Here is a 23259-nt window from a genome sequence, read left to right on the forward strand (position 1 = left end):
CACAACCTAGACTGACGGGATGAAGGGAAGGCGGAAGCCTATTGAGGCCGCATCCTGAACGCGCCCAAACGGCGACTTCTTCAACACTATCTCCGCTCACCGCCAATTCACGCGCGACCAGGTGAACGGCCCCTATCTCGAAGGGCGGCCATTCAAGCCTGGCGCAGCGAAGGTTCCGAGAGAGCCCTAAGCAGAACGTTAGATTTTCTCAGTGTGCCACGCTGCAACAGATACGCTGCCGAATTCAGCGTAAACTGGAGTAGTAACAATCAGCGTTGAAACCTGTTATTTTGCTGATCGTTTCGAGACGGCCCTTTGATCTGTAAGCTGACGTTGTTGTTATCCCGTAGCCATATTCCCGTTTTAAGATGATCGGTAAGCCAACGGCGAACTGATGCATGTGGGGGATTTCTGCGTTTGGGTCCTTGATTGCATTTTTCGGAGATTTTTGCAGGGCGCGCTCGCGAAAATCAGAGTAACTCTGCCCACCAATCACCGTTTGATTGGCAAGGTTCTGAAGCCTTGGACCAAGTTTGGCGTCCTTGAAAAAGTCGGTACCGAAACTTCTGGCAACTAGCGCGTAACCAAAGGCGCTTTCTGCTCCCAGAGTGTGATACCAATAGCCGCGGTAGCCGCGAAATGAGTTTTCTTTCAGCATGCCTTGGGCATCTATCTTTTTGATGAAAGAGGAGCGGCGCTTGCGTATTTCGCTTTTGGCGAGCCATGCATCACGTTTCCACCTAGCGTAGGCAAGCACGCCCAAACCATAGTCTCCAAATTCATACAATCCGTCACTTTGCGCGCCGTTTGACGCCAGTGGGGAAAGGAATTTCTTGTAGATCTTGTCAAAGTACGTATCCAGTATTCGTTTCTGGTCTGGTGTCGCGTATTCCTCAAGCACAATGGCCGAATACAACATTGCAACGCCAGTATAGCCAGTGTGTTGCACAACATGCAGTGGACATGGTTGGTCGCTTCGGCCACCTTTCCAGCACTCCACTTTCTTTGCGCTATTATATGATGGGGCATTCAGCAGGGCGTTCGCTTTCCCAAGATGGACCAGAGTGCCCAAGATTTTTTTGCTGGCCGCGGCGTCACCTTTTGCCGCCGCGCCATATGAAACTTCTAAGAGCTTTGTCCACCTTTTGGAGAAGGCATCGTGGTTGACGTTCAGAGAATTGGTGCTCGTCATGCTCGCTGAACTTAGTGCTGAAATCATCTTAAGGTCACTGTTCAGGCGAGATGAAGAAAAAAACTTCGAGCATGCAGAGCCTTGCAGGCGTTCAGCAAAGAAGTCCGTTGGGAACGTCACGTTTTGCGCACTTGCCGACGTCGCAATGATCGACGACACTAAAAAAACGGATAAGATCCAATGTCTAAAGAATATTTGCATTTTGCTTCTTCAGGTTCCCCGTATTCAGAGAATTGGAATGTACTGATATTTACAACGTCAAAGGCCCGCTTTTATCAGTTAGTACTATCCACGCGCTCAACTTCTAGAATATACCCTCGTGATGATCCGGTGCCGTTTGCATCGTCCCAATACGGTGAAGGCTGATGAACGTAATTGTGGAACCGAACGACGTCCGAGTTCCCGCCATGATTGTTTGGCTGGCCTTCTGACCAGTTCGAAAACGTAACCGGTTCGCCGCTGACCAGCGCCCACCCACCGTCTGGCTCAATAGCACCTTCCTCCTGATATGTGCCGATCCAAGGTCCGAAAGCTTGCCCATCCTGATGCATATCCCACAAGCGCTCATCGTTCTTAATGAGTTCGAAAACAAAACTGTTCTCAGCTTCGGATGTAATGGAAGCTAAATAGCCACCCCTCTCTTTGGCATCTGCAACAGCTGACTGCCAGGAACTGCCCCATGTCAAAATTGCATAATAGGAATGTTCATTCCATTCGCCTGATGCAACTACGTCAGACATCTTAGGCAGTGGAGGTGCATCCAGGTTGCTTTCAGACGTCCACGGCGGCGATCCACCAGAAAGCGTTGTAGTGCTGTCACGAGCAGTAAGAACATACACAAGACCCAAGCAGGCGGCAGCGAAAAAGGCACCTCCCGCGGCCAGAATGCGCAGCTTATTTTCTTTACGCACACTGACATCTTGGACGCCTTCAACGTTGTAAGCGCGCACCGGACGATCAATGTTCCTTAATCGCTTGGTTCCCATGGCACGGAATCCAAGGGATAGCTTGCCTTGTATCTGGTCGTGTACCTCGCCAGACAAGCAGATTCCACCAGGTTCAGCGAGGCTTTCTAGTCGAGCGGCCACATTTACGCTGTCACCTAAAAGATCACCATCTTGAAGGATCACGTCTCCGACATTTATCCCGATGCGAAACTGAACTTGAGAAGACGACGGAACCGAGAGGTTGCGTGTCCGTATTGCTTCCTGAATTTCAACGGCACATCGCACCGCTTCGACAGAGCTCGCAAATTCAGCAATAATGCTGTCACCTGCGGTGTTGGCAATCCGACCACCAAAATTCTCAATAAGCGCATCAGTCACTGATCGATGCTCTAAGAGCATTTTAGCAGTGCCTTCTTCATCGATGCTGGTAAGACGACTATATCCGGCAACGTCGGCAGCCAGTATCGCTGCAAGACGTCTTGCAATCTTGTTAGAACTCGCTTGCGTTTCGTTATCTTGCGGCAAAATTCATCATCTTCTGATGCAATGGTAAGAGTGTTACGTTCGCGACTAACGCTTACCAAAAAATACCGAGACCAAATCGAAAATCTAGCGCTTTCTCATTTCCAACTCCCGCGGTTTTCCAATGATCAGGCGTTCGTGTAGCTTATTTGCTTCGAGGTGAGTGCCAGCTACATCCGCAGACCACCAGCTCGCCGTACGCTCAATTTTGCCACCGCAGCGAAAGTCTGGTCTGGTGAAGCTATGCCGCAGCGCTTGACCGATCCTCCGATCCGCCGCATGCCACCCCATCGTCAGTTCGATGACGTGCCACTGTACCACGTATCCGGGGATATTAAAAAAATACCGAATATTGGTATATGTGATATCTAGGAGGCAAACATGGCAAAGAACACTTCGATGTCCCTTGGGGACCATTTTGCCGGTTTCATCGACACTCAGGTCAGCAACGGACGCTACGGCTCGGCAAGCGATGTCGTACGGGCAGGCCTAAGGCTTCTCGAGGAGCATGAAGCCAGAATCCAGGCGCTGAAGGACGCATTGATCGTTGGTGAAAACTCGGGTGAACCACGTGCCTTTGACCGCGAGGCGTTTCAGGAACGCATGCGCCAGAAGAACAGCACCTGATATCTCAAAAATATGTGCTTTCACCGATGGCGGAAGCTGATCTCGAAGGGATTTGAATTTACACGGCGCAAGAATGGTCACGCGAACGAGCCGAGGTGTATTCCAACGACATCATCGACGCGTTTGAAGATATCGCGGCGGGGAAGAAGGCGGGCAGACCATCTTTAGTCCGCGAGGGATATCTCAAGACATTGATCGGTAGGCATGCGATTTACTATCAAATTCGAGGCGAGTTGATCGCGATCATCAGAATACTGCATCAAAGTATGGATATGGAACAGCACTTGTAGTCTCGGCGAATGGCAGAAATGCGGGCTGCACACACAGCATTTGATCGCATTGTCCAAGGTATCCTTCGAGCCGGAGCGAAGGCCGGATTTGACTATGGCCAATTTAATGCTGCGAAGCCGAGAACGACGACATTGAGCCCAAAGTCTCAGATGCCGCGCTTCGTACGAATGTTTGCTAGGTATTTCGACGAGGTGTAAGCCCTGTGATTTGGATAGCAGTTTCGTTGGCTCCATTTACGGCCGCACTTTTGGAGCGGCTATTCCGAGACCTCGTGGGTGGCAAAGGCATCCGCATAGTCAGGATGCCAGCGCGACAGCGCGGGCCGGTTATGGACAATATCACCTAGGGCCCATTCGACGCGTTTCCTGTCGCGGGCTTCTGAGACATCGTTGTCGGGGCAGAGAATATAGAAATCTCCGTTCGACATGCGCTTCAGCAGATAGTCGATGGCCTCGACGCTTGACCATGCCGCCGCGGGCTTTTCGGGCATGAACTTCTGGATGATGCCCGTATAGGTAAAGCCGGGCACAAACAAATGGACGCTGATTTCGGCACCCGCCTCGCGCAGCTCGTGGGCCAGCATCTCGGTCATGACCTTCACAGCGGCCTTGCTGGTGTTATAGGCGGCGTTACCGGGTGGCGTGGTGATCCCCTGTTTCGAGCCTGTGTTGATAACCACGGCAGGGCGTGCTGCGGCGATCATCCGCGGCAGGAAGGCGTGCACTCCGCTCATGACGCCAAACAGATTGACCTCTATCAGTTTCCGCCAGTTCTCACTGTTTTCCCAACTGCCGGTCGGCAGCGCAATCCCGGCATTGTTCATCAAAACAGCCACCTCTCCGAGTTCAAAGACCTGATCGGCGAGATCCGTCATGGCTGCGGCGTTGGTCACGTCCGCGGGGATCGCCCGAACCGTCTGGGACGTATCCGCCAGTTCGATCAAATCCGCCTCGGCCTTGTCCAGCGCCTCTCCCGGAAGATCGACCAGCACAACACCCAGACCCGCCTGCAGGAACCGTTTGGCCGCAGCGAGACCCACGCCGCTTGCCGCCCCGGTGACAACGGCCAGGCCGCCTTTTTCGACTGCTTTTTGGTACATGTTTTTTCCTCTCATGATGACGGGTCACGTCGTGTTTCAGGGCGCCATCTTTTGTTTAATGCCCCCGATGAACGCCGCATCGTCCTGTTGTTTGCGGGCATCCAGCAAAGCCTCGGCATCAGGTCCTGCGCGATACCGTAAACGGTCGCTGCTATCGTTGGCCGCGTCCCAAATCACCTCAGCAACCGTCTCTGGCGCAGAAGGGTTCGATGCGAGTCTGCCGAACAGGCGCCCCATGGCTTCGGCCATCGGCGTGTAGCCTGACAGATTTTCATCCATCGCAAAATCGAACGAGCTGCCGCCGAAATTCGTCTGGATCATGCCAGGCTGAACAATACGCACCCGTATGCCCAACGGTTCCAACTCGTAGTGCAGGGCTTCGGACAGACCTTCCACCGCAAACTTGGTGCCGTGATAAAGCGCACCCAGTGGGAAGGTGATCTGCCCACCGATGGACGAGATATTGATCACCGTGCCGGAACGGTTTTGACGAAAGTGCGGAAGCACCGCTTTGGTCACCTCTATCAAGCCGATAACGTTGGTGTCGAACTGGCGTCGGATGCGGTCCATCGTAAAGGCTTCGAGCGCGCCATAGGCCCCATAGCCTGCATTGTTCAGCAAAACGTCGATCTGTCCAAAGCGATCGATGCCCTCTGCCACGGCCGTCGCGATTGATTTGGCATCCGTCACGTCCAGCCGCGCCAGGTGGACGTTCTCCAAATTGGCAAGATCCAAGCCGCTGGCAGGGGTCCGCATCGTGGCAACGACGTTCCATCCCCTGGCCTGAAAATACCCGGCCGTTGCCGCGCCGATACCAGACGACGCGCCGGTAATTAGAATGGTCTTCATATCATCGATCCCCTGGTGCCTATAAGCACAATACTCAAGAAATCTGCGTGACTCTTTTTCTATACTCCAAAATTTTTGCACAATTCTCTGGAAACGGAATTTTTTTAAGAAGTAAGTCTGCGTCCATGCAAAAGGAGGGCAAAGGCCTTATCAGAAGAACTTTGCTTGAGCGGGGCAGGGCGGTTGCGCAGCTTTTGCCCATGACCAATCCTGCCTCTTTCAAGTATTTCAAATCCAGTCCCGAGATCATCCGCCTCGCAGTGATGCTGTACATCCGTTTCCCGCTCTCGCTTCGGAATGTCGAAGACATGTTGCACGAGCGAGGCATCGACGTGAGCCACGAAACTGTCCGGTATTGGTGGAACAGGTTTGGCCCAGTGTTTGCTGCTGAAATTCGAAGAATGCGTGTTAAGCAATTGAGAGCATACTGCAAATGGAAGTGGCGCGTAGACGAAGTTTTCGTGAAGGTGAATGGCAAGCGGCATTACCTTTGGCGGGCTGTGGATCATGACGGCGAGGTGCCGGAGGCCGTTGTTGCCAAACGCAGAAACAAAGCTGCAGCGCTGAAATTCCTCAAGAAATTGATGAAGCGACATGGTAAGGCGGAAACCGTCGCCACGGGTCGCTTCGCATCGTACCGGGCCGCTCTCAGAAAGCTTGGCTCTACCGAAAAACAAAGGACGGGTAGGTGGCTCAACAACCGCGTCGAGAACTCGCACCTGCCTTTCCGACGAAGAGAACGCGCGATGCAGCGTTTCAGGCACATGCAAAGTTTGCAGAAGTTCGCCGCCGTCCACGCGTCCGTCTACAACCACTTCAACTAGGAAAGATCGCTAGCCAGCCGAGACAACTTCAAGTTGACACGCACCGCCGCTCTCGCCGAGTGGCGTCAGCTTTGTTCTGGATAGGTTCGTGGTTTCTGCGGCAAACTGAGACTGGTTCGAATTCGTCTGACAGCACCGCCACCCATACCGTCTTTGTTCAGCGTTTTTTGCAGAGAATTGAACTGCCGTTCCGGTCGGGTGTCGACAGCTTCCTTATCAGAAAAGTCGTGATGTCCGTTGCGGCCCAGTCAGCGACCCAGTCGCTGCGCAGGTCAGGTAAGTTGGCCTGACTTCACCCTCAGCAAAACACATGGTCAGTGAAAACACACAGAAATTGCAAATAAGTTATATTGCGCCTAGAGCTTTTGCCGGAGGCACGCATGAAACTGACATCCTATTCCAACTATGCGCTGCGATCTTTGCAACTGGCTGCGCTCAAGGCCCCAGATCGCATTCGCGTTGACGATGTCGTGCGGGTGCACGGCCTTGCCCGGCCGCATATTGTAAAAATCGTGCACGAGTTGGGTCGGGCCGGGTATCTGGAAACAGCACGCGGCAGAGGCGGTGGTTTCCGGTTGGCTAAACCCGCGGAACAGATAAAGATCGGCGATGTAATTCGCCTGACCGAAGGGCCCCTGGATGTGGTCGAATGCTTTAACCCTGAAAAAAACACCTGCCCTCTGATCGGTATATGTAAATTGTCCCAAGCGATCCAAAAAGCGACCGGGGCATTCATGGCTGTGCTTGATGATCTGACGCTGGCTGACATTGCCTCAAACAGAAACGAGTTGTTAAACCGTATCGCGCCGATTGAGGAGGGCATCGTGGCACCTATGCGCAACGCAAGATGACAATCCTAGATTGGACTGAGCGATTTCACGGGACTAGTCGCCTTCCGAAAGCTGTGCGTGAAAGGTTGCGTACAGCGGCCCGTATCGTGCGGTGCCCAAAAGGCGCTCAGGTATTCGGCCCTGACAACGTTCCCGACAGCCTATTGTTCTTGTGCGACGGACGGATTCGCGTTTCTCAAAGTTCGGATTCGGGCCGCGAGATCGTGCTCTATCGGGTCGAGGCGGGGGAAAGCTGTGTACTGACGACGGCCTGTATGCTGGCAGAAGAAGCATATAACGCTGAAGGTATTGCCGAAACCGACGTAACGGCGGTGACGTTGCCGAAACATGCCTTTGACCGTTTGATCTCGGAAGAAGACGCATTTCGCGAGTTTGTATTCGAGGCCTACTCGCGCCGACTGATTGATCTGTTGCGGGTGGTCGATGACGTGGCATTCGGGCACCTGGATATTCGCCTGGCTGAACGTCTTCTGGTTCTGGCCGGGGGGCGGGAAGACATTCAGGCAACGCATCAGCAACTTGCCAGCGAACTGGGCACCGCGCGTGAAGTTGTCTCGCGGATTTTGCAGGACTTTCAAAAGCGCGAGATGATTACCCAATCGCGGGGGCGCATTACGATAACCGACAAGGCGGCATTGGAACGCTTGGCGCAAAGCACTTGACCATTTCGGGAAATTTTCCGGTTTCGTGACTTTGTCACTGAAGTCAGGATTTCAAAGTTATATTTACTCCTCAACTTTTCAAGCCGCCAAGGTGATTGCAGGTCTGACGTGAAGGCCGGATATGGGCTGGCAGAAACGGAGGAGACGAAGATGAATGAGCGCAAACCCGCCCGGACGTTCGGCGGCATCGCCATTGCGTTGCTTGTTGCTGCTTTGGTCGGCGCGGCTGGCAGTTACATCTTTCTGACGTTCGGGCACGGGCATCGCCAGGGCATGGCCGGTGATCGGGCAGAGCATCGTCATGGTGCAGACGGGCAAGGCCACGACGAGGTCAACATGCCGGGGCTGCGGGGCGAGAACGCAACGCCCGAGGAAAGCGCCGAGCTGGCTGTGATGTTCCGCAATTTCGATACGATCACGCGCGAGGTTGAAAACCTTCCCAATGGTATTCGCACTGTCACGAGATCTTCCGACCCGGATGTCATGGATGCTCTGATCTCCCATGTTGCCGGGATGATCGATCGGGTGGGCCGCAAGGATGATCCGATGATCATCATTCAGAGCCCGACCCTCGACATATTTTTTGAACATGGCGACAAGATCACCTCGGATATCGAAGTGACCTCTGAAGGGATCGTAGTGGTGCAAACATCCGACGATCCGGAAATAGCCAAAGCCATGCATATCCATGCGGCCGAAGTGAGCGCGATGGCGGATCGCGGCATGGACGCCGTCCACGAAATGATGATGACACGCGGCGGAAACGGGTAACGGATCCGCGCCAGTTAGGAGGCAAGATCATGAATGATCAGAAGTCTATCGAGATACACAACCAAAAGATGGCCGACGCGATAGCGACGCCGATTGGAAGCTACCCAGTGGATCTGAGCGTGAAACCCGATGTTCAGGGTTTTTACGACGAGGCAACGGCGACAATCAGTTATATCGTTGCGGACCCGACCTCGAATTCCTGTGCGATTATCGACAGTGTCATGGACATCGATTATGCCGCTGGCCGCATTACGTTTGGCCATGCCGACATGCTGATTGCCGAGGTTGAGAAGAGGGGCCTCAAGCTGGAATGGATCATTGAGACCCACGCCCATGCCGACCACCTGTCAGCCGCGCCTTACATCCAGCAAAAGCTGGGCGGCAAGATCGGCATCGGTGAAAACATCAAGATCGTGCAAGACGTGTTTGGCAAGATCTTCAATGAAGGCACCGAATTTCAGCGGGACGGCAGCCAGTTTGACGCCCTGTTCGTCGATGGCATGACCTACAAGATCGGCAACATGACCGCCTTTACCATGCATACACCGGGCCACACACCTGCCTGCATGGTGCATGTTGTCGGGGATGCAGCCTTTGTGGGCGACACGTTGTTCATGCCTGACGGTGGCTCGGCGCGGGCCGATTTCCCCGGTGGTGACGCGGGGACATTATTTGACTCGATCCACAAAGTGCTCAGCCTGCCGGACGAAACCCGGCTGTTCATGTGTCACGATTATGGTCCCAACGGGCGTGACATCCAGTGGGAAACCACGGTAGCCGAGGAGAAGGCCCACAACATTCACGTGGGCGGTGGCAAGACTAGGGACGAGTTCATCAAAATGCGGTCCGAGCGCGACGCGACGCTGGCAATGCCGACACTGATCGTACCCTCGATTCAGGTCAACATCCGGGCGGGTGGCATTCCAACGGACCAGGATGGGAACCAGATGCTCAAAGTTCCAGTCAACAAGCTCTGAACGCAAGAGGCACCCATGGACATCAGGAAGATATCAGGCGCAGTTTCGGTTTCACCGCAGATTACGCCAGGTGACATAGAGGCCATAAAAGGCGCGGGCTTTCGTGCCATCATTTGCAACCGCCCCGATGGCGAAGGTGCCGATCAGCCGACGTTCGAGGAAATCGAGGCAGCAGCGAAAAAACTGGGTCTCGAGGTGCGCTATGTTCCAGTGCAAACCGGTATCGTCAGGGATGCCGACGCCGAGGCCTTTGGCAATGCACTGACCGAGTTGCCGGGTCCGGTTCTGGCATATTGCCGGACCGGCACGCGCTCGGCCACTTTGTGGTCGCTGAACGAGGCGGCGCACAAGCGTCCGGTATCCGAGATTCTGTCAGCCACAAAGGTAGCCGGTTATGACATGAGCGGCGTTGCCCGCCGCATTGCCAATGGTGGGAAAACGCCGACCGACACGGGCGACGCATCCTTCGACGTGGTTATCGTGGGCGGTGGGGCAGGCGGTATCGCCACTGCGGCCAGCCTGCACGCGCGCAAATCCGACCTGTCCATTGCCATAATTGATCCGTCTGACGTACATTATTATCAGCCCGGCTGGACTTTGGTGGGCGGGGGTGTCTTCTCAGCAGAACAGACCGCCAAGACGATGGGGTCGCTGATCCCGCGCGGGGTGAAGTGGATCAAGGCGGCAGTTGCGGCCTTCGAGCCGCAGAACAATGCCGTAATTCTGGATGGCTGTCGCGTGGTGAAATACGACCGTCTTGTCGTATCTCCGGGGCTCAAGCTGGACTGGGGCGCGGTCGAAGGGCTGGAAGAAACCTTGGGCCGCAACGGGGTGACTTCGAACTACCGTTATGATCTGGCGCCCTACACATGGCAGCTTGTCGAAGGGCTTAAGGAAGGCCGGGCGCTGTTCACACAGCCGCCAATGCCGATCAAATGCGCGGGTGCGCCACAAAAAGCGTTGTACCTGTCGGGCGATGCGTGGTTCCGGCGAGGCGTTCTGAAGGATATCGACATCCAGTTCATGAACGCGGGCGGCGTGCTGTTCGGGGTCAAGGACTATGTCCCGGCGCTAATGGAATATGTCACAAAATACGACGCCTCGTTGAATTTCTTTCACAATCTGGTGTCGGTAGATGGGACGGCAAAAAAAGCGACCTTTAAGGTCGCAGTGCCCGACACCGAGCCCGAGTTGGTCACAGTCGAGTTTGACATGATGCATGTCTGCCCACCACAGGTCGCGCCGGACTTTATTCGCGTGTCGCCGCTGGCGGATGCTGCGGGCTGGGTCGATGTTGATCAGGCGACACTGCGCCACAAGAGTTTCGACAATATCTGGTCGCTGGGTGACGTGATGAACGCGCCCAACGCCAAAACCGCTGCGGCGGCGCGTAAACAGGCACCGACCGTGGCCGATAATATCGTGGCAGACATTCAGGGCCGCGGCCCAGTTGCCGCCTATGACGGCTACGGTTCGTGCCCGTTGACGGTCGAGCGCGGCAAGATCGTTCTGGCCGAGTTTGCCTATGGTGGGGTGATGACACCCAGCTTCCCGAAACTCCTGATCGACGGAACCCAACCCAGCCGGTTGGCGTGGCTGTTGAAAGAGAAGCTGCTGCCACCGATTTACTGGTCCGCGATGCTGAAGGGCAAAGAGTGGTTGGCCAAGCCCGAACCACTGAAGGTGGCGACCGATTAATTCCTTTCGAAACTGACACCGGAAGAACCGGTGTCAGTTCTGGCCTGTCCCGCCTTCACCAAAAGTGCGACCGGCCAAGGTATGGCGGTCAGAGCCTCCCACGCTCTGGCCGCCGCTTTCTCAGGACGTGAACCCATGCAGAGCCTTTTACGTTTCCTTCCTATTCTTGACTGGGGTCGCCGGTATAGCCGTGCGTCGCTGTCGAATGATCTGATCGCGGCTGTAATCGTCACGATCATGCTGATCCCACAGTCCTTGGCCTATGCCTTGCTGGCAGGGCTGCCGCCCGAGGCCGGGATCTATGCTTCGATATTGCCGATCGTCCTTTATGCGGTTTTTGGCACCAGTCGGGCGTTGGCGGTGGGGCCTGTCGCGGTAGTGTCACTGCTGACAGCCAGCGCTGTGGGGCAGGTGGCCGAGCAGGGCACGGACGGATACATGGTGGCGGCACTGACGCTGGCTTTCCTGTCGGGTGGGTTTCTGGTGCTGTTGGGCGTTTTCCGACTGGGCTTTCTGGCCAATTTCCTTAGCCATCCTGTCATCGCAGGTTTCATTACCGCATCGGGCATCCTGATCGCGACCAGCCAGTTAAAGCACATTCTGGGTGTCAGCGCCCATGGGCATACTCTGCCAGGGATGCTGAGCTCAATCTTCGAAAACCTCGGGCAAATCAGTTGGCTGACGATAATCATCGGCGTACTGGCCACTGCGTTCCTGTTCTGGGTGCGCAAGAACCTCAAGCCCGCGTTGCGGCGCATGGGGGTGCCGCCCCTGTTGGCTGACGTGCTGACCAAGGCCGGACCAGTTGCCGCCGTGGTGGTGACCACGGTTGTCGTCTGGGGCTTCGGGCTGGATGCGCAGGGCATCAAGATCGTCGGCGAAGTGCCTCAGAACCTGCCGCCGCTGACTTTGCCGGGGCTGTCCCCGGACCTCATCGGTGCATTGCTGGTGCCAGCGATCCTGATCTCAATCATCGGTTTCGTCGAAAGCATCTCGGTTGCGCAGACGCTGGCTGCCAAGAAACGCCAGCGCGTGGACCCCGATCAGGAGTTGATCGGTCTGGGCGCAGCCAACCTGGGCGCGGCATTTACCGGCGGCTTTCCAGTCACCGGTGGGTTCTCACGCTCGGTCGTGAACTTCGATGCGGGGGCGGAAACCCCGGCGGCAGGCATCTATACCGCTGGTGGTCTGGCGATTGCCGCACTGTTCCTGACACCGCTGGTGTACTTTTTGCCCAAGGCCACGCTGGCCGCGACGATCATTGTTGCGGTGCTGAGCCTTGTGGACCTGTCGATCCTGAAAAAGACCTGGGGATATTCGCGCGCCGATTTTACAGCCGTGGCCGCCACCATCGTCCTGACTTTGTTGGCCGGGGTCGAAACCGGCGTGGCCAGCGGCGTGGCAATTTCGATCCTTTTGCATCTCTACAAAACCTCGCGCCCACATGTGGCCGAGGTCGGGCTTGTGCCGGGTACGCAACACTTCCGCAACATCAATCGCCACAAGGTCGACACCGAGCCGTCACTGGTGACGCTGCGGGTGGATGAAAGCCTGTATTTCGTGAACGCCCGTTTCCTCGAAGACCTGATTCAGGCGCGTGTGACCGAGGGCTGCGAAATCCGCAACGTGGTTTTGATGTTCTCGGCGGTGAACGAGGTCGACTTTTCGGCCCTCGAAAGCCTTGAGGCCATCAACCACCGCCTGCGTGACATGGGCGTTGGTCTGCACCTGTCCGAGGTCAAAGGCCCCGTCATGGACCGCTTGAAACAATCGCATTTCCTCGACGACCTCAACGGGCAAATCTTTCTGGCCCAGTACGACGCTTGGCAGCGGTTGACCGCGCCGGAGAGGGTGAGAACGGCGGCAGAGTAACAGGAGCCGCCGCATTCAGATAAGCGCCCCTTGGGTTATGCTGATCGTGTTGCAGATCACCTCAGCGCATAACAAAGGGGTTCGACATCGGTTTGTCCGATGTATTCAGCCAAACGGTCTTGGTCCGCGTGTAGTCGTGAATGGCCTCTAATCCCGCTTCCCTGCCATAACCGGATTGGTTGAAGCCGCCAAAGGGCGCGATGGGTGAGACGGCGCGGTAGGTGTTGATCCAGCAGATGCCCGATTTCAGGCGGGATGAAACACGGTGAGCACGGGCGACATTTTCGGTGAAGATACCCGAGCCAAGCCCGAATGGCGTGTCATTGGCCAGGTTGATTGCCTCTTCTTCAGTGTCGAAGGGCAGCAAGGACATGACGGGACCGAACATTTCGACCTTCAGGGTCTCTGTCTCGGCACTGGTGCATTCCACCAGTGTTGGGGCCATGAAATGACCAGACCGATCCAGTGGCGCGCCCCCGAAACGAATACGGGCACCCTGTTCCCTGGCCTTGGCCAGTGTCGCCTGAATTCTGACAATCTGGGAATTGGTGCACAGCGGGCCAATATGGGTTTCAGGTTCCAATGGATCGCCGATGACTATGCCCGACATCTTTTCTTCGATCTTGGCGATAAGAGATTCCATAAGGGGACGATGGATCAACCCGCGCGATCCTGCGACGCAGCTTTGACCCGAAGCGCCGAAATTGCCCGCGATCAGTCCGTTGGCCGCACCATCCAGATTGGCATCATCGAATACTATGATTGGGGATTTTCCACCCAATTCCAACGTGGTTACGGCAAAGTTCTCAGCCGAGTTGCGCACCACTTGACGCGCCGTTTCCGGGCCGCCAGTGAATGCGATCCGGTCTACGTCAGGATGTCGGGTGAGAGGGATCGCACAGTTTTCTGCGTCCCCGGTAATGACGGAAACGACGCCGGGTGGGAATCCCGCTTTGTCGATCAAGCGGGCGAACTCCAGCATTGGGGCGGGCGCAATCTCTGATGCCTTCAGCACAACCGAGCACCCCGCGGCCAGAGCTGGCCCAAGCTTGGTAGCCGTGAGAAACATCTGCGCGTTCCAGGGGACAATTGCGACCACCACGCCAATGGGCTCGCGCCGCGTAAAGACATGCATGTCCGGTTTGTCGATCGGCAGGACCGCGCCTTCGATTTTGTCCGCCAACCCCGCATAGTAGCGGTAGTAATCGCCGACATATGCCGTTTGGGTCGCGGTTTCCGCTAGCAGCTTGCCGCTGTCCTTCGTCTCGATCTCGCCAAGGCGTCCTGCGTTCTGTTCGATCAGTTCTGCAAGCCGGAACAACAGTTTGCCACGTGCAGTTTGTGTCATGTCCCGCCACGCCGGATCATCAAGTGACCGGCGCGCCGCGGAAACGGCGCGCTCTACGTCTTCGGCTGCGGCACAGGCGAAACTGGCCCATTCCTCGCCCGTTGCCGGGTTCAACGAGGCCATCACTTGCCCACGTGCGCCTTCGGTCCAAGTGCCGTCGATAAATAGCTGGTAATGTGGCTTCTGGTGCATTGCGGCCCCTCACTGAAACTTTGGCATTACATCGTCGATGAAACGGGCAAGCGATGCGCGTTTGCGTTCGAAGCTCATGCCGCTGTCAATCCAAAACGAGTATTCATCATATCCAAGGTCTTCATAGCGTTTCAGACGTTCTGTTACCCCGTCCGCCGTGCCGATTGTCAGATCGCGCGCCAGATTTTCGGGTGCCATCATTGCGTTGGCTGCCATTTCTTCTTCGGTTAGCGCCTGAATCAATCCCTGTCGGACTGGTCGCTTGTTTTGGAACCACGCGCCGAAATAGTTGTAAAACCGGGACAAATCCCGCGCAGCCTGATCCAGTTCAGTGTCATCGCGCCCGACATAGGTGTGGTGAAGCAGCATGATCTTGGGGCGCGCTCCGCCGTGATTGGCGCAGGCGGTCTCAAAACGGGTCATCAGTGTCTCAATTTCTTCGATACCTTGCCACAGCGGGGTGACCTGAATGTTGAACCCGTTCTGAACGCCGAACTCGTGGCTGTTCGGATCCCGCGCGGCAATCCAGATGGGCGGGCCGCCGGGTTGCACCGGCTTTGGGGCCGAACTGGTGGCGGGAAACTGAAAGAACTCTCCGTCATGCGCGCAGTCGCCTTCCCACAATTTGGGCAGCAGAGGAGCTATCTCTCGCATTCGCTGACCGGCGGTCCATGCGTCCAGACCGGGCATAAGCCGCTCGTATTCGTAAGAGTAGGCACCGCGCGCTATGCCCAGCTCGATCCGGCCACCGGTCATGATATCTGCTGCGGCTGCTTCGCCCGCCAGTTTGATCGGATGCCAGAACGGCGCGATCACAGTGCCGGTGCCAAGGCGCACGTTTTTGGTATGATGCGCGATATCCACCAGCGACATCAGCGGGTTGGGTGCGATGGTGAAATCCATCCCGTGATGTTCGCCAGTCCAGACCGCACGCATCCCTGCCTGATCAGCCATCTTGCACAGCTCGATGAACTCTTCATGCAGTTTCTCATGCGACTGTTCGGGGCCCAGCCGTTCCATATGGGCAAAAAGGGAAAACTCCATTCTTCAGGTCCTTTCCGACAGGCTGTGCACATCGCCCCGCTGGGCGTCACCCAGATAAAGCGAGAAATTGCGGGTTCGGCTTTCCAGCGCAAAACGAGCCATCATGGTCGCGATGGGTGCTGACGCGTATGGCAGGGTCGCCAGGTCTTTGATTGCGATTGCCTGAAAAGTGCCATGCCGGGGCAGGGACGGCGCAGACGCAAGAATGTAAACATGATGCGTGTTGGCATCGTCATAGACGGAATACGCAACCCCAAGGCGTGCATCGACACCTTTAGCCGTCAGGTCTTGCACAAGGCTGTTTCGCAAATCTTGCCGATCTGACAGCGTGACTTGCGGCGGACGGAAACCGGCTTCTGTTTTCTCCAGCAAGACGTGCCCGTCCTGTTCGATGATTGCGCCGCAGACCACGTTTCGCCCGGATGGTTCCAGCGCGCCACGTTCCAGCCCGAGGCTGAAATACTGCCCGTTCGCATAGCCAAGCCCGGGGGCATCGTCCTGAGAATACGTTTCGACCTGACCGATCAAAACGCAATGGTCCCCGGCTTCGACAACCTGATGAGTGCGGCAGGAAAACGTTGCGACTGCCCCTCTGATCAAAGGGACGTCGTGCGTATCAAAGCAGTGATCGACTTTGGCAAATCGATCACCTTTGAACCCGGCAAACGTATTGGATACATCTTCCTGCCCCTCGGCCAGAATGTTCACCGCGAAACGGGCGCAGGTTGCGAATTCGTGATAAGAAGACAGGTTTTTTCCCGGACAAACCAAAAGCAGCGGCGGGTCGAGAGAAACCGAAGTGAAGGAATTGGCCGTAAAGCCGAGTGGATTGCCTGTGTCATCGCGCGTCGTCACAACCGCTACACCGGTCATGAACCGTCCAAAAGCACGACGAAGGTCACGAGGATCAAGCGCGGTCATTGGCGCAGCTCACTCAGAAAGCTGGAAATGGCGGCGTTGACCTGAGGTGCGTGCGTCATTGGCATCATATGTGCAGCGCCTTCAATGACTTGCGCGCGTCCGTTCATCGCGGTGTCCGCCATGGCGCGTGACATCTCCGGGGTCGAATTGGGTTCAAGACTGCCGGTTAGAAAAAGCGCCGGGCAGCTTAGTTTCTCCAACGCATCGCGTCGGGGGCTCTGACTGTGGGCGAAGACGGAATAGGCCGTTTTATACGCAGCCGGGTCTATCGCCGTCAGCCATCTACGGCAGGCATCGCGCTCGGCCGAGGCGATGTCTCCGAACCATCGATGCAATGTGCTGGTGGGATCAGCGATCGTTTTGCCATCCAGCTGCGCCGCACGGTCGCGCACGGCCTGTGCCGCATTCGCGTCTCTCTCAAAAACCGCGTTCAATGCGACGACCCCACAAACCCGGTCTGACGCTTTGGCGGCAAGATCAAGCGCGATCATGGCCCCCATCGAGTGGCCCACCAAAACGACCGGACCAGTCAGGCAATCCAGAACACCCCGTGCCGGTTCGGTGTACGCCGACAGCCCCATGCTCAGGTCAGCCGATGGGCTGTCTCCGTGACCGGGCATGTCCGGAGCGGTCATGCAACCTTCAGAAGCCAGCCCGTCCAATTGTGCGCCCCAGGCTTCAGCCCGCAAGCCAACACCATGCAACAGAAGGATATTCTGACCCGAACCGGTCTGGATGGCCGCCAGCCCGCCGATCTCAGACCGCGGCCGGGTTGTCCAGGTCATGGCCCAAATCCTTAAGATCCTGATATCGGTCACCGATACGGTGGTGCGGTCTGCCCGAGGTTGCTGCGCCCAACACGACCACAACTTCGTCATCGCGCGGTGCGTCAGAAATCGAGAACTGGATTGTCAGGTAGTGGGACCTCCGCCCAGCGTCGTTTTTATCCATCAACGGCACCATGATCGGCGCATTTGCCGGACCACGTGTATTGGTGAACGCCAGATAGGATTTCGCGCCGACGGCCTCTCGGTAGTGATTACCAAATCGCAAGGTGTGAATAAGGCCCGAAGCGTGCTCGACCTCACCATTCAGCCCGACCACAGCGGCTTTGCCATAGGCTTCGATTGCCTCTCCACTCCCGGCCAGTTTGATCATGCGTTTCGTCATCATCTCACCCAGAACAGGGCCATAGGCTTGTATCTCGGGTTTAAGGTCTTCCACAAACCGTCCTGCCCAGGGGTTGTGAACCACTGCGGCCACGGCAAACATGCGCCATGGGGTTTTGGTGGCTCGGAAGCCCTCGACAAGGACCTCCTCATCGTAGGTGACAATCTTACGTATTTCCGGTTGCATCAAAGCTCTCCTGTCGCGCTCGCAAACGTTAAAAACGGACAGGGTTTTTGACAAATGATTGAATTATGTGCTTTGCCATTAAAAAGACTAATGGACAGCTTGATCTAATGGGTAAATCTCTTCCACCACTGACCTGGTTCCGATCCTTCGAGGCAGCTGCACGAACGCTTAGCTTTACGGCGGCTGCCGAAGAGATTGGGTTGACGCAATCGGCGGTCAGTCAGCAGGTGAAATCGCTCGAAATGCGTTTGGGGACAGCTCTTTTTGTGAGGCACCCCAGAAGCTTGGCGCTGACGGATGCGGGGCGTAAACTATTGCCCGAGGTTGGCAGCGCGCTTGAAGCGCTTGCCGCGGCTGCCGGGCGCGTGGACGCCAGTGCCTCCGGAGACATCTTGACTGTCGCCACGTCTGTTAGCATCGCTCATTGGGTTATTGCCCCATACCTGTCAGATTTTACCAGACGCCATCCTGAAGTACGCGTTCGGCTTCTCAGTGCGATCTGGCCCGATGATTTCCACGCGTCTCACGCTGATGTTCAGGTTCGGTTCGGGTCAAAGAAACAGGTAGGGCATGGCGCTGTCCGACTGATACCTGACCGGCTGGTTGCTGTGAAATCCCCGGCAGTCGCAGGAGACGTGTTTGACCTGCCGCTGATCGAGGCTGTCGGGACATCAAGTGGGTGGGGCACATGGTTTGAAAAACAGGGCTTGCGCCGCCAACCCGGTGTTTTTGTCGATACATTTGGGATGGCCCTGCAACTGGCCGTTCATGGTAGCGGTGTCGCCTTGGTCAGCGAATTACTGACGACCCATGCGATTGCCGCGGGTCTGGTCGTACGCGTGCATGAATGTTCGGTGGACAGCAACGAAGGGTACTACCTTTCGTCCAACGCTGCCAATCCGGCTGCCCGGCTGTTTCACGACTGGCTGTTGGCGTTGGTTGCAGAACAGGCCTCGAATGCCGTCAACGTCCCTGATTGACGTCAGACGTTGGTTGACAGTGTTCCACCGATGGGATCACGTCAACGGGCCTAAACTCAGGGGAGAAGTATGCAGGTCATCACCAATCCACATCGGGCGGGCCAAAAGCTTGCACCGTCTGCGCCGTATCCTTCTACAAATGCTGCCCGTGTTGAAGATTTGCTTTCTCAGTGCCCTGTCGCGAAAGAAACGCCATTGGTGGATGTTGGGAAACTGGCCCCTGTAGCCCAGCTTTGGGTGAAGGATGAGCGGGCGCGGATGAACCTTGGTTCGTTCAAAGCTTTAGGGGCGGCCTATGTAATTGCGCGTCATGCGGCCGAGAGGACAGGTGAGCCGGGTGAACAAACTCTGGCAGGCGCAACCTATGTGACCGCCAGCGCCGGGAACCACGGCATGAGTGTTGCGGCGGGTGCCAGAATTTTCGGTGCGAAAGCCGTTGTTTACATTGCTGAAACTGTGCCCGAAACCTTTGCGGAACGTCTCAAAGGCCAAAAAGCCGAAGTTGTTCGAAGTGGTGCTGACTATGCCGCCAGCATGGAGGCCGCGAGAATGGCTGCCGACGAAAACGGTTGGATATTGCTGTCGGACAGTTCGTGGGAAGGATATTATGACCTGCCATGGACGCTTATGGAAGGCTATCTGCAAATGGCGGCAGAGGCTGTCAGGCAGTGTCCCGAGGTTCCGACGCATATTCTGTTGCAGGCAGGCGTGGGCGGGCTGGCCGGTGCCGTTGCTGCCTATGCACGAAACATCTGGGGCGACGCACCGAAGATCGTTGTGGTTGAACCCGAAGCGGCACCCGCGTTGCAGGCCAGCTTAGCCGCCGGAAAATGTGTTTTCGCGGATGGCCCTGACAGCATTATGGGGCGTCTGGACTGCAAGGAACCATCGTTGATCGCGTTAAACGGATTGGCTCGCGACGCAGACCTGTTCCTGACCCTGTCAGACGACGATGTGGCGGCAAAGCTTGACGCAATGGCAAAGGCCGGGCTGGCCACCACGGCGTCCGGCGGGGCAGGCCTTGCGGCAGTGATGAACGAAACCGCGCGGAAAGCCATAGGGATCGACGAACACTCACGCGTTTTGTGCTTTCTGTCGGAGATCGCGGAATGAGGGGGTTCGATCAGGCAGAATTCGAGGCGCGCACCAAACGCGCGCAGGAGCTGATGCGAGCCGCGGATATATCGGCGCTGCTGCTGACGACAGAAACTGATGTGCGCTACTTTACCGGCTATCTGACCCGATTTTGGGAAAGCCCAACCCGGCCATGGTTTCTGGTGGTACCGGCCACGGGCAAACCGGTGGCCGTGATCCCTTCGATCGGGGCCGCGCTCATGGGGCAGACCTGGATCGATGACATCCGAACCTGGAGTGCGCCCGACTTGCAAGACGACGGTATCTCGCTTCTGGCCGACGTCCTGGCCGAACTGACGCCCGTTTCGGGCAATATCGGGGTGCCGGATGGTCATGAGACACACGTGCGGATGCCCATGGCGGACATTGAACGCTTGCGCGGCGCTCTCGGTTCGCGTCGCATTACCGGTGATCAGAGTATCCTGCGCCGGTTGCGCATGATCAAATCCGAGGCTGAAATTACGAAGATCCAAACCGCCTGCGATATCGCTGGACGCGCGTTCGCCCGCGTGCCCGAGGTTGCCCGCGCAGGAGTGCCTTTGGACATGGTTTTTCGCCGGTTCCAGATGCTCTGCCTTGAGGAAGAGGCCGATTGGGTGCCGTATCTTGCAGGCGGGGCAGAGCAGGGCGGTTACAGTGATGTAATATCACCTGCAACTTCGGCGCCGTTGGAACCTGGCGACGTGCTTATGCTGGATACAGGTCTGGTTTGGGATGGCTACTTCTGTGATTTTGATCGCAATTGGTCCGTCGGCCCAGCCCGGTCCGAGGTGAGATCAGCGCACGCCAGACTGGTAGAAGCCTCGGATGCCGCGCTCGAGATCGCACGGCCCGGTGCTACTGCCTCGGATTTGTTTCATGCCATGAACACGGTTCTGACCAAAGAGGCGGAAGGCACAGATGCGGGGCGGTTGGGTCATGGGTTGGGGATGTCACTGACAGAGTGGCCGTCCCTTATCCCGGCAGACCAGACCATGCTGGAACCCGGCATGGTTTTGACGTTGGAGCCGGGCATCGCCGTTGGTACAAAAATACTTGTCCATGAAGAAAACATTGTCATCACCGAAGGCACCCCACGTTTTCTAAGCCCACGCATAGGGCCAGAGGTGATCGAGATATGACCCGGATCCATTACGCTCTTGATGAAGACGATCCCAAGGCCACCCCGCTTGGTCTGATCGTGTTGCAGACAGATGAAACGTTGGAGCCCGAATTCAGCTCGTATTTTTCGGACCGCAAGTATCCAATTTACGTGACGCGAATTCCCAGCGGGATCGAGGTGACGACGGAAAGCCTTGCGGAAATGGAGAAGGCGCTGCCGGCCGCCGCCGGATTGCTGCCCAGCGCGCGACCTTATCGCGTTGTCGGGTACGGGTGCACGTCTGCAAGCTCGGTTATCGGGTCCGACCGCGTGGCAGAACTTGTCAAACAGACATGCCAGACCGCCGAGGTTACAAACCCTTTGCGTGCGGCAACGGCCTGTGCGCGACACTTGGGCGTTTCGAAATTCGCGCTGCTGTCGCCCTATATTGAAGAGGTAAACCTTCCCCTGCGCCGGGCCTTTGCCCAAGGCGGAGTGGAGATGGATGTTTTTGGGACATTCGGGGAATCAGAAGAGGCCAAAGTTGTTCGGATTTCGGTGCAATCCGTCATTGACGCTGCCACAAAACTGGGCTCGGACCCGTCGGTTGATGCGGTTTTTCTAAGTTGCACAAACCTTCGCACGCAACAGGCTATTCCCGAGATTCGCGCGCGTATCGGCAAGCCGGTTCTGTCCAGTAATCAAAGTCTTGCGTGGCATATGCGTGCTCTGAACGAAGCCGGGTGAGCTGTTAAATCCCGATATTGTGTAACAAAATCAGGATTCACTGTTGCAATGTGAACATCGCTTGGTCTTAACTAACGGCTACAGATCAATGAAATCCGCAGAAGACGGATAATCATTTGACGTAACAGGGGGTCTTGTGGCCGATACAATGAACGACGCCGCGTTTGTCGAATTCCAACGCGTACAGAAGTCTTATGACGGCGAGAACCTCGTCGTAAAAGACTTAAACCTTGCAATGCCCAAAGGTGAGTTTCTGACAATGCTTGGGCCGTCAGGCTCGGGCAAGACGACTTGTCTTATGATGCTCGCCGGATTTGAAACCGCCACGCACGGTGAAATCCTCTTGGGCGGCAAGCCCATCAACAATATCCCGCCGCACAAGCGCGGTATTGGCATGGTTTTTCAGAATTACGCTTTGTTCCCGCATATGACGGTGGCCGAAAACCTGTCGTTTCCACTGGAAGTCCGTAAACTGGGCAAGTCGGAGCGGGATGAAAAGGTCAAGCGCGCACTGGATATGGTTCAGATGGGCGCCTTTGGTGGCCGACGTCCTGCTCAGCTGTCGGGCGGGCAACAACAGCGGATTGCTCTGGCTCGTGCCTTGGTATTCGAACCCGAACTGGTCTTGATGGACGAGCCATTGGGGGCATTGGACAAGCAGCTGCGTGAACATATGCAGTTCGAAATCACGCGTCTGGCCCATGAGCTTGGGATCACAACAGTCTACGTGACCCACGACCAGACCGAAGCGCTGACCATGTCAGATCGGGTGGCTGTATTTGATGACGGCCGCATTCAACAGCTGGCGCCGCCTGATCAGCTTTACGAAGAGCCGGAAAACAGTTTTGTCGCGCAATTCATTGGTGAAAACAACACGTTGGAAGGTGTTGTTAAATCAATTGACGGCGACACTTGCGTCGTACGTCTGGATGATGGCTCGGAAATCGACGCGGTTCCGATCAACGTCCACAGCGCAGGCGACCGGACCAAAGTTTCGATCCGCCCTGAACGTGTGGAATTCAACAAAGACCGACTGCATGCTGACGCGCATACTTTGAAAGCAAGGGTCGAAGAGTTCATTTACATGGGCGACGTATTCCGGTTCCGCATGTCCGTTGCCGGAAACAACGAATTCATCGCCAAAACTCGAAATGCGCCTGACGCCGTACGCCTGACCCCAGGTCAAGAGATCGAGATCGGCTGGCTGGCACAGGATTGTCGTGCGCTCGACGCATAGACCAAACCGCGCGGGACAAGCGCGGTTAAGCTGAGGG

The 23259-nt window shown here is 56.3% G+C and carries 22 protein-coding genes and 1 pseudogene; 14 read left to right on the forward strand and 9 right to left on the reverse strand.

What is annotated here, in order from left to right:
• Nucleotides 1–244: 244 nt before the first annotated feature.
• Both ACR0EK_RS09090 and ACR0EK_RS09095 read right to left on the reverse strand, forming a co-directional pair.
• Nucleotides 245–1393, reverse strand: coding sequence for a hypothetical protein (locus ACR0EK_RS09090; protein ID WP_480607946.1), 1149 nt, complete (start codon nt 1391–1393; stop codon nt 245–247).
• 74 nt (nt 1394–1467) lie between these two features.
• Nucleotides 1468–2664, reverse strand: a complete 1197-nt coding sequence (locus ACR0EK_RS09095; protein ID WP_480607943.1) for an adenylate/guanylate cyclase domain-containing protein — start codon at nt 2662–2664, stop codon at nt 1468–1470.
• A 378-nt stretch (nt 2665–3042) separates the two neighbouring features.
• Between ACR0EK_RS09095 and ACR0EK_RS09100 the strand changes: the two genes are divergently transcribed.
• A complete protein-coding gene (locus ACR0EK_RS09100) occupies nt 3043–3288 on the forward strand; it encodes a type II toxin-antitoxin system ParD family antitoxin (protein WP_209504385.1) in 246 nt (81 codons plus the stop codon).
• 56 nt (nt 3289–3344) lie between these two features.
• On the forward strand, nt 3345–3578 hold the full coding sequence (locus ACR0EK_RS09105; protein ID WP_480773609.1) for a type II toxin-antitoxin system RelE/ParE family toxin: 234 nt from the start codon (nt 3345–3347) through the stop codon (nt 3576–3578).
• A 257-nt stretch (nt 3579–3835) separates the two neighbouring features.
• On the opposite strand, the gene ACR0EK_RS09110 is transcribed toward ACR0EK_RS09105, so the two are convergent.
• Both ACR0EK_RS09110 and ACR0EK_RS09115 read right to left on the reverse strand, forming a co-directional pair.
• Nucleotides 3836–4678 (reverse strand): SDR family NAD(P)-dependent oxidoreductase, encoded by an 843-nt coding sequence (locus ACR0EK_RS09110; protein WP_480899523.1) that lies wholly within the window; start codon nt 4676–4678, stop codon nt 3836–3838.
• Between the two features lie 36 nt (nt 4679–4714).
• Nucleotides 4715–5527 (reverse strand): SDR family oxidoreductase, encoded by an 813-nt coding sequence (locus ACR0EK_RS09115; RefSeq protein WP_480505776.1) that lies wholly within the window; start codon nt 5525–5527, stop codon nt 4715–4717.
• Nucleotides 5528–5727: 200 nt separating this feature from the next.
• On the opposite strand from ACR0EK_RS09115, the pseudogene ACR0EK_RS09120 reads away from it, so the two are divergent.
• The 7 genes and pseudogenes from ACR0EK_RS09120 (at nt 5728) to ACR0EK_RS09150 (ending at nt 13182) form a co-directional block, all read left to right on the forward strand.
• Nucleotides 5728–6435 (forward strand): annotated as a pseudogene (locus ACR0EK_RS09120) (IS6 family transposase).
• 296 nt (nt 6436–6731) lie between these two features.
• On the forward strand, nt 6732–7202 hold the full coding sequence (locus ACR0EK_RS09125) for an Rrf2 family transcriptional regulator (RefSeq protein WP_480476276.1): 471 nt from the start codon (nt 6732–6734) through the stop codon (nt 7200–7202).
• Complete coding sequence (locus ACR0EK_RS09130) at nt 7199–7864, forward strand: Crp/Fnr family transcriptional regulator (protein WP_480899525.1); 666 nt, start codon at nt 7199–7201, stop codon at nt 7862–7864. Before ACR0EK_RS09125 ends, ACR0EK_RS09130 begins: the two co-directional genes overlap by 4 nt.
• A gap of 150 nt (nt 7865–8014) precedes the next feature.
• Entirely contained in the window at nt 8015–8635 is a 621-nt protein-coding gene (locus ACR0EK_RS09135; protein WP_480899527.1) for a hypothetical protein, read from the forward strand.
• 92 nt (nt 8636–8727) lie between these two features.
• Complete coding sequence (locus ACR0EK_RS09140) at nt 8728–9612, forward strand: MBL fold metallo-hydrolase (protein ID WP_209504912.1); 885 nt, start codon at nt 8728–8730, stop codon at nt 9610–9612.
• A gap of 15 nt (nt 9613–9627) precedes the next feature.
• Nucleotides 9628–11310, forward strand: coding sequence for a bifunctional protein tyrosine phosphatase family protein/NAD(P)/FAD-dependent oxidoreductase (locus tag ACR0EK_RS09145; protein ID WP_480537511.1), 1683 nt, complete (start codon nt 9628–9630; stop codon nt 11308–11310).
• A 135-nt stretch (nt 11311–11445) separates the two neighbouring features.
• Nucleotides 11446–13182, forward strand: a complete 1737-nt coding sequence (locus tag ACR0EK_RS09150; RefSeq protein WP_480899529.1) for a SulP family inorganic anion transporter — start codon at nt 11446–11448, stop codon at nt 13180–13182.
• A 61-nt stretch (nt 13183–13243) separates the two neighbouring features.
• On the opposite strand, the gene ACR0EK_RS09155 is transcribed toward ACR0EK_RS09150, so the two are convergent.
• The 5 genes from ACR0EK_RS09155 to ACR0EK_RS09175 are packed head-to-tail and all read right to left on the reverse strand — an operon-like array spanning nt 13244 to nt 18043.
• The gene (locus ACR0EK_RS09155; RefSeq protein ID WP_480967762.1) at nt 13244–14722 is read right to left on the reverse strand and encodes an aldehyde dehydrogenase; all 1479 of its coding nucleotides are present in this window, start codon (nt 14720–14722) and stop codon (nt 13244–13246) included.
• Nucleotides 14723–14731: 9 nt separating this feature from the next.
• Complete coding sequence (locus tag ACR0EK_RS09160) at nt 14732–15766, reverse strand: LLM class flavin-dependent oxidoreductase (protein ID WP_480967763.1); 1035 nt, start codon at nt 15764–15766, stop codon at nt 14732–14734.
• Between the two features lie 3 nt (nt 15767–15769).
• Nucleotides 15770–16687: a flavin reductase family protein gene (locus tag ACR0EK_RS09165; protein WP_480773524.1), complete on the reverse strand. Its 918-nt coding sequence runs from the start codon at nt 16685–16687 to the stop codon at nt 15770–15772.
• A complete protein-coding gene (locus ACR0EK_RS09170) occupies nt 16684–17472 on the reverse strand; it encodes an alpha/beta fold hydrolase (RefSeq protein WP_480773525.1) in 789 nt (262 codons plus the stop codon). Before ACR0EK_RS09170 ends, ACR0EK_RS09165 begins: the two co-directional genes overlap by 4 nt.
• Nucleotides 17444–18043: an amino acid synthesis family protein gene (locus ACR0EK_RS09175; protein WP_480967764.1), complete on the reverse strand. Its 600-nt coding sequence runs from the start codon at nt 18041–18043 to the stop codon at nt 17444–17446. The genes ACR0EK_RS09170 and ACR0EK_RS09175 overlap by 29 nt, the downstream gene beginning before the upstream one ends.
• A 107-nt stretch (nt 18044–18150) precedes the next feature.
• Here ACR0EK_RS09175 and ACR0EK_RS09180 point away from each other — a divergent pair, with 107 nt between their 5' ends.
• The 5 genes from ACR0EK_RS09180 (at nt 18151) to ACR0EK_RS09200 (ending at nt 23222) form a co-directional block, all read left to right on the forward strand.
• Nucleotides 18151–19023, forward strand: coding sequence for a LysR family transcriptional regulator (locus ACR0EK_RS09180; RefSeq protein WP_480913857.1), 873 nt, complete (start codon nt 18151–18153; stop codon nt 19021–19023).
• 69 nt (nt 19024–19092) lie between these two features.
• Complete coding sequence (locus ACR0EK_RS09185) at nt 19093–20136, forward strand: pyridoxal-phosphate dependent enzyme (protein ID WP_480557413.1); 1044 nt, start codon at nt 19093–19095, stop codon at nt 20134–20136.
• The gene (locus tag ACR0EK_RS09190) at nt 20133–21278 is read left to right on the forward strand and encodes a M24 family metallopeptidase (protein ID WP_480870367.1); all 1146 of its coding nucleotides are present in this window, start codon (nt 20133–20135) and stop codon (nt 21276–21278) included. The genes ACR0EK_RS09185 and ACR0EK_RS09190 overlap by 4 nt, the downstream gene beginning before the upstream one ends.
• Nucleotides 21275–21985, forward strand: coding sequence for a maleate cis-trans isomerase family protein (locus ACR0EK_RS09195; protein WP_480545704.1), 711 nt, complete (start codon nt 21275–21277; stop codon nt 21983–21985). Before ACR0EK_RS09190 ends, ACR0EK_RS09195 begins: the two co-directional genes overlap by 4 nt.
• 136 nt (nt 21986–22121) lie before the next feature.
• Complete coding sequence (locus ACR0EK_RS09200) at nt 22122–23222, forward strand: ABC transporter ATP-binding protein (protein WP_480486135.1); 1101 nt, start codon at nt 22122–22124, stop codon at nt 23220–23222.
• Nucleotides 23223–23259: the final 37 nt, after the last annotated feature.

This window comes from Ruegeria sp. AE4 (assembly GCF_056542185.1).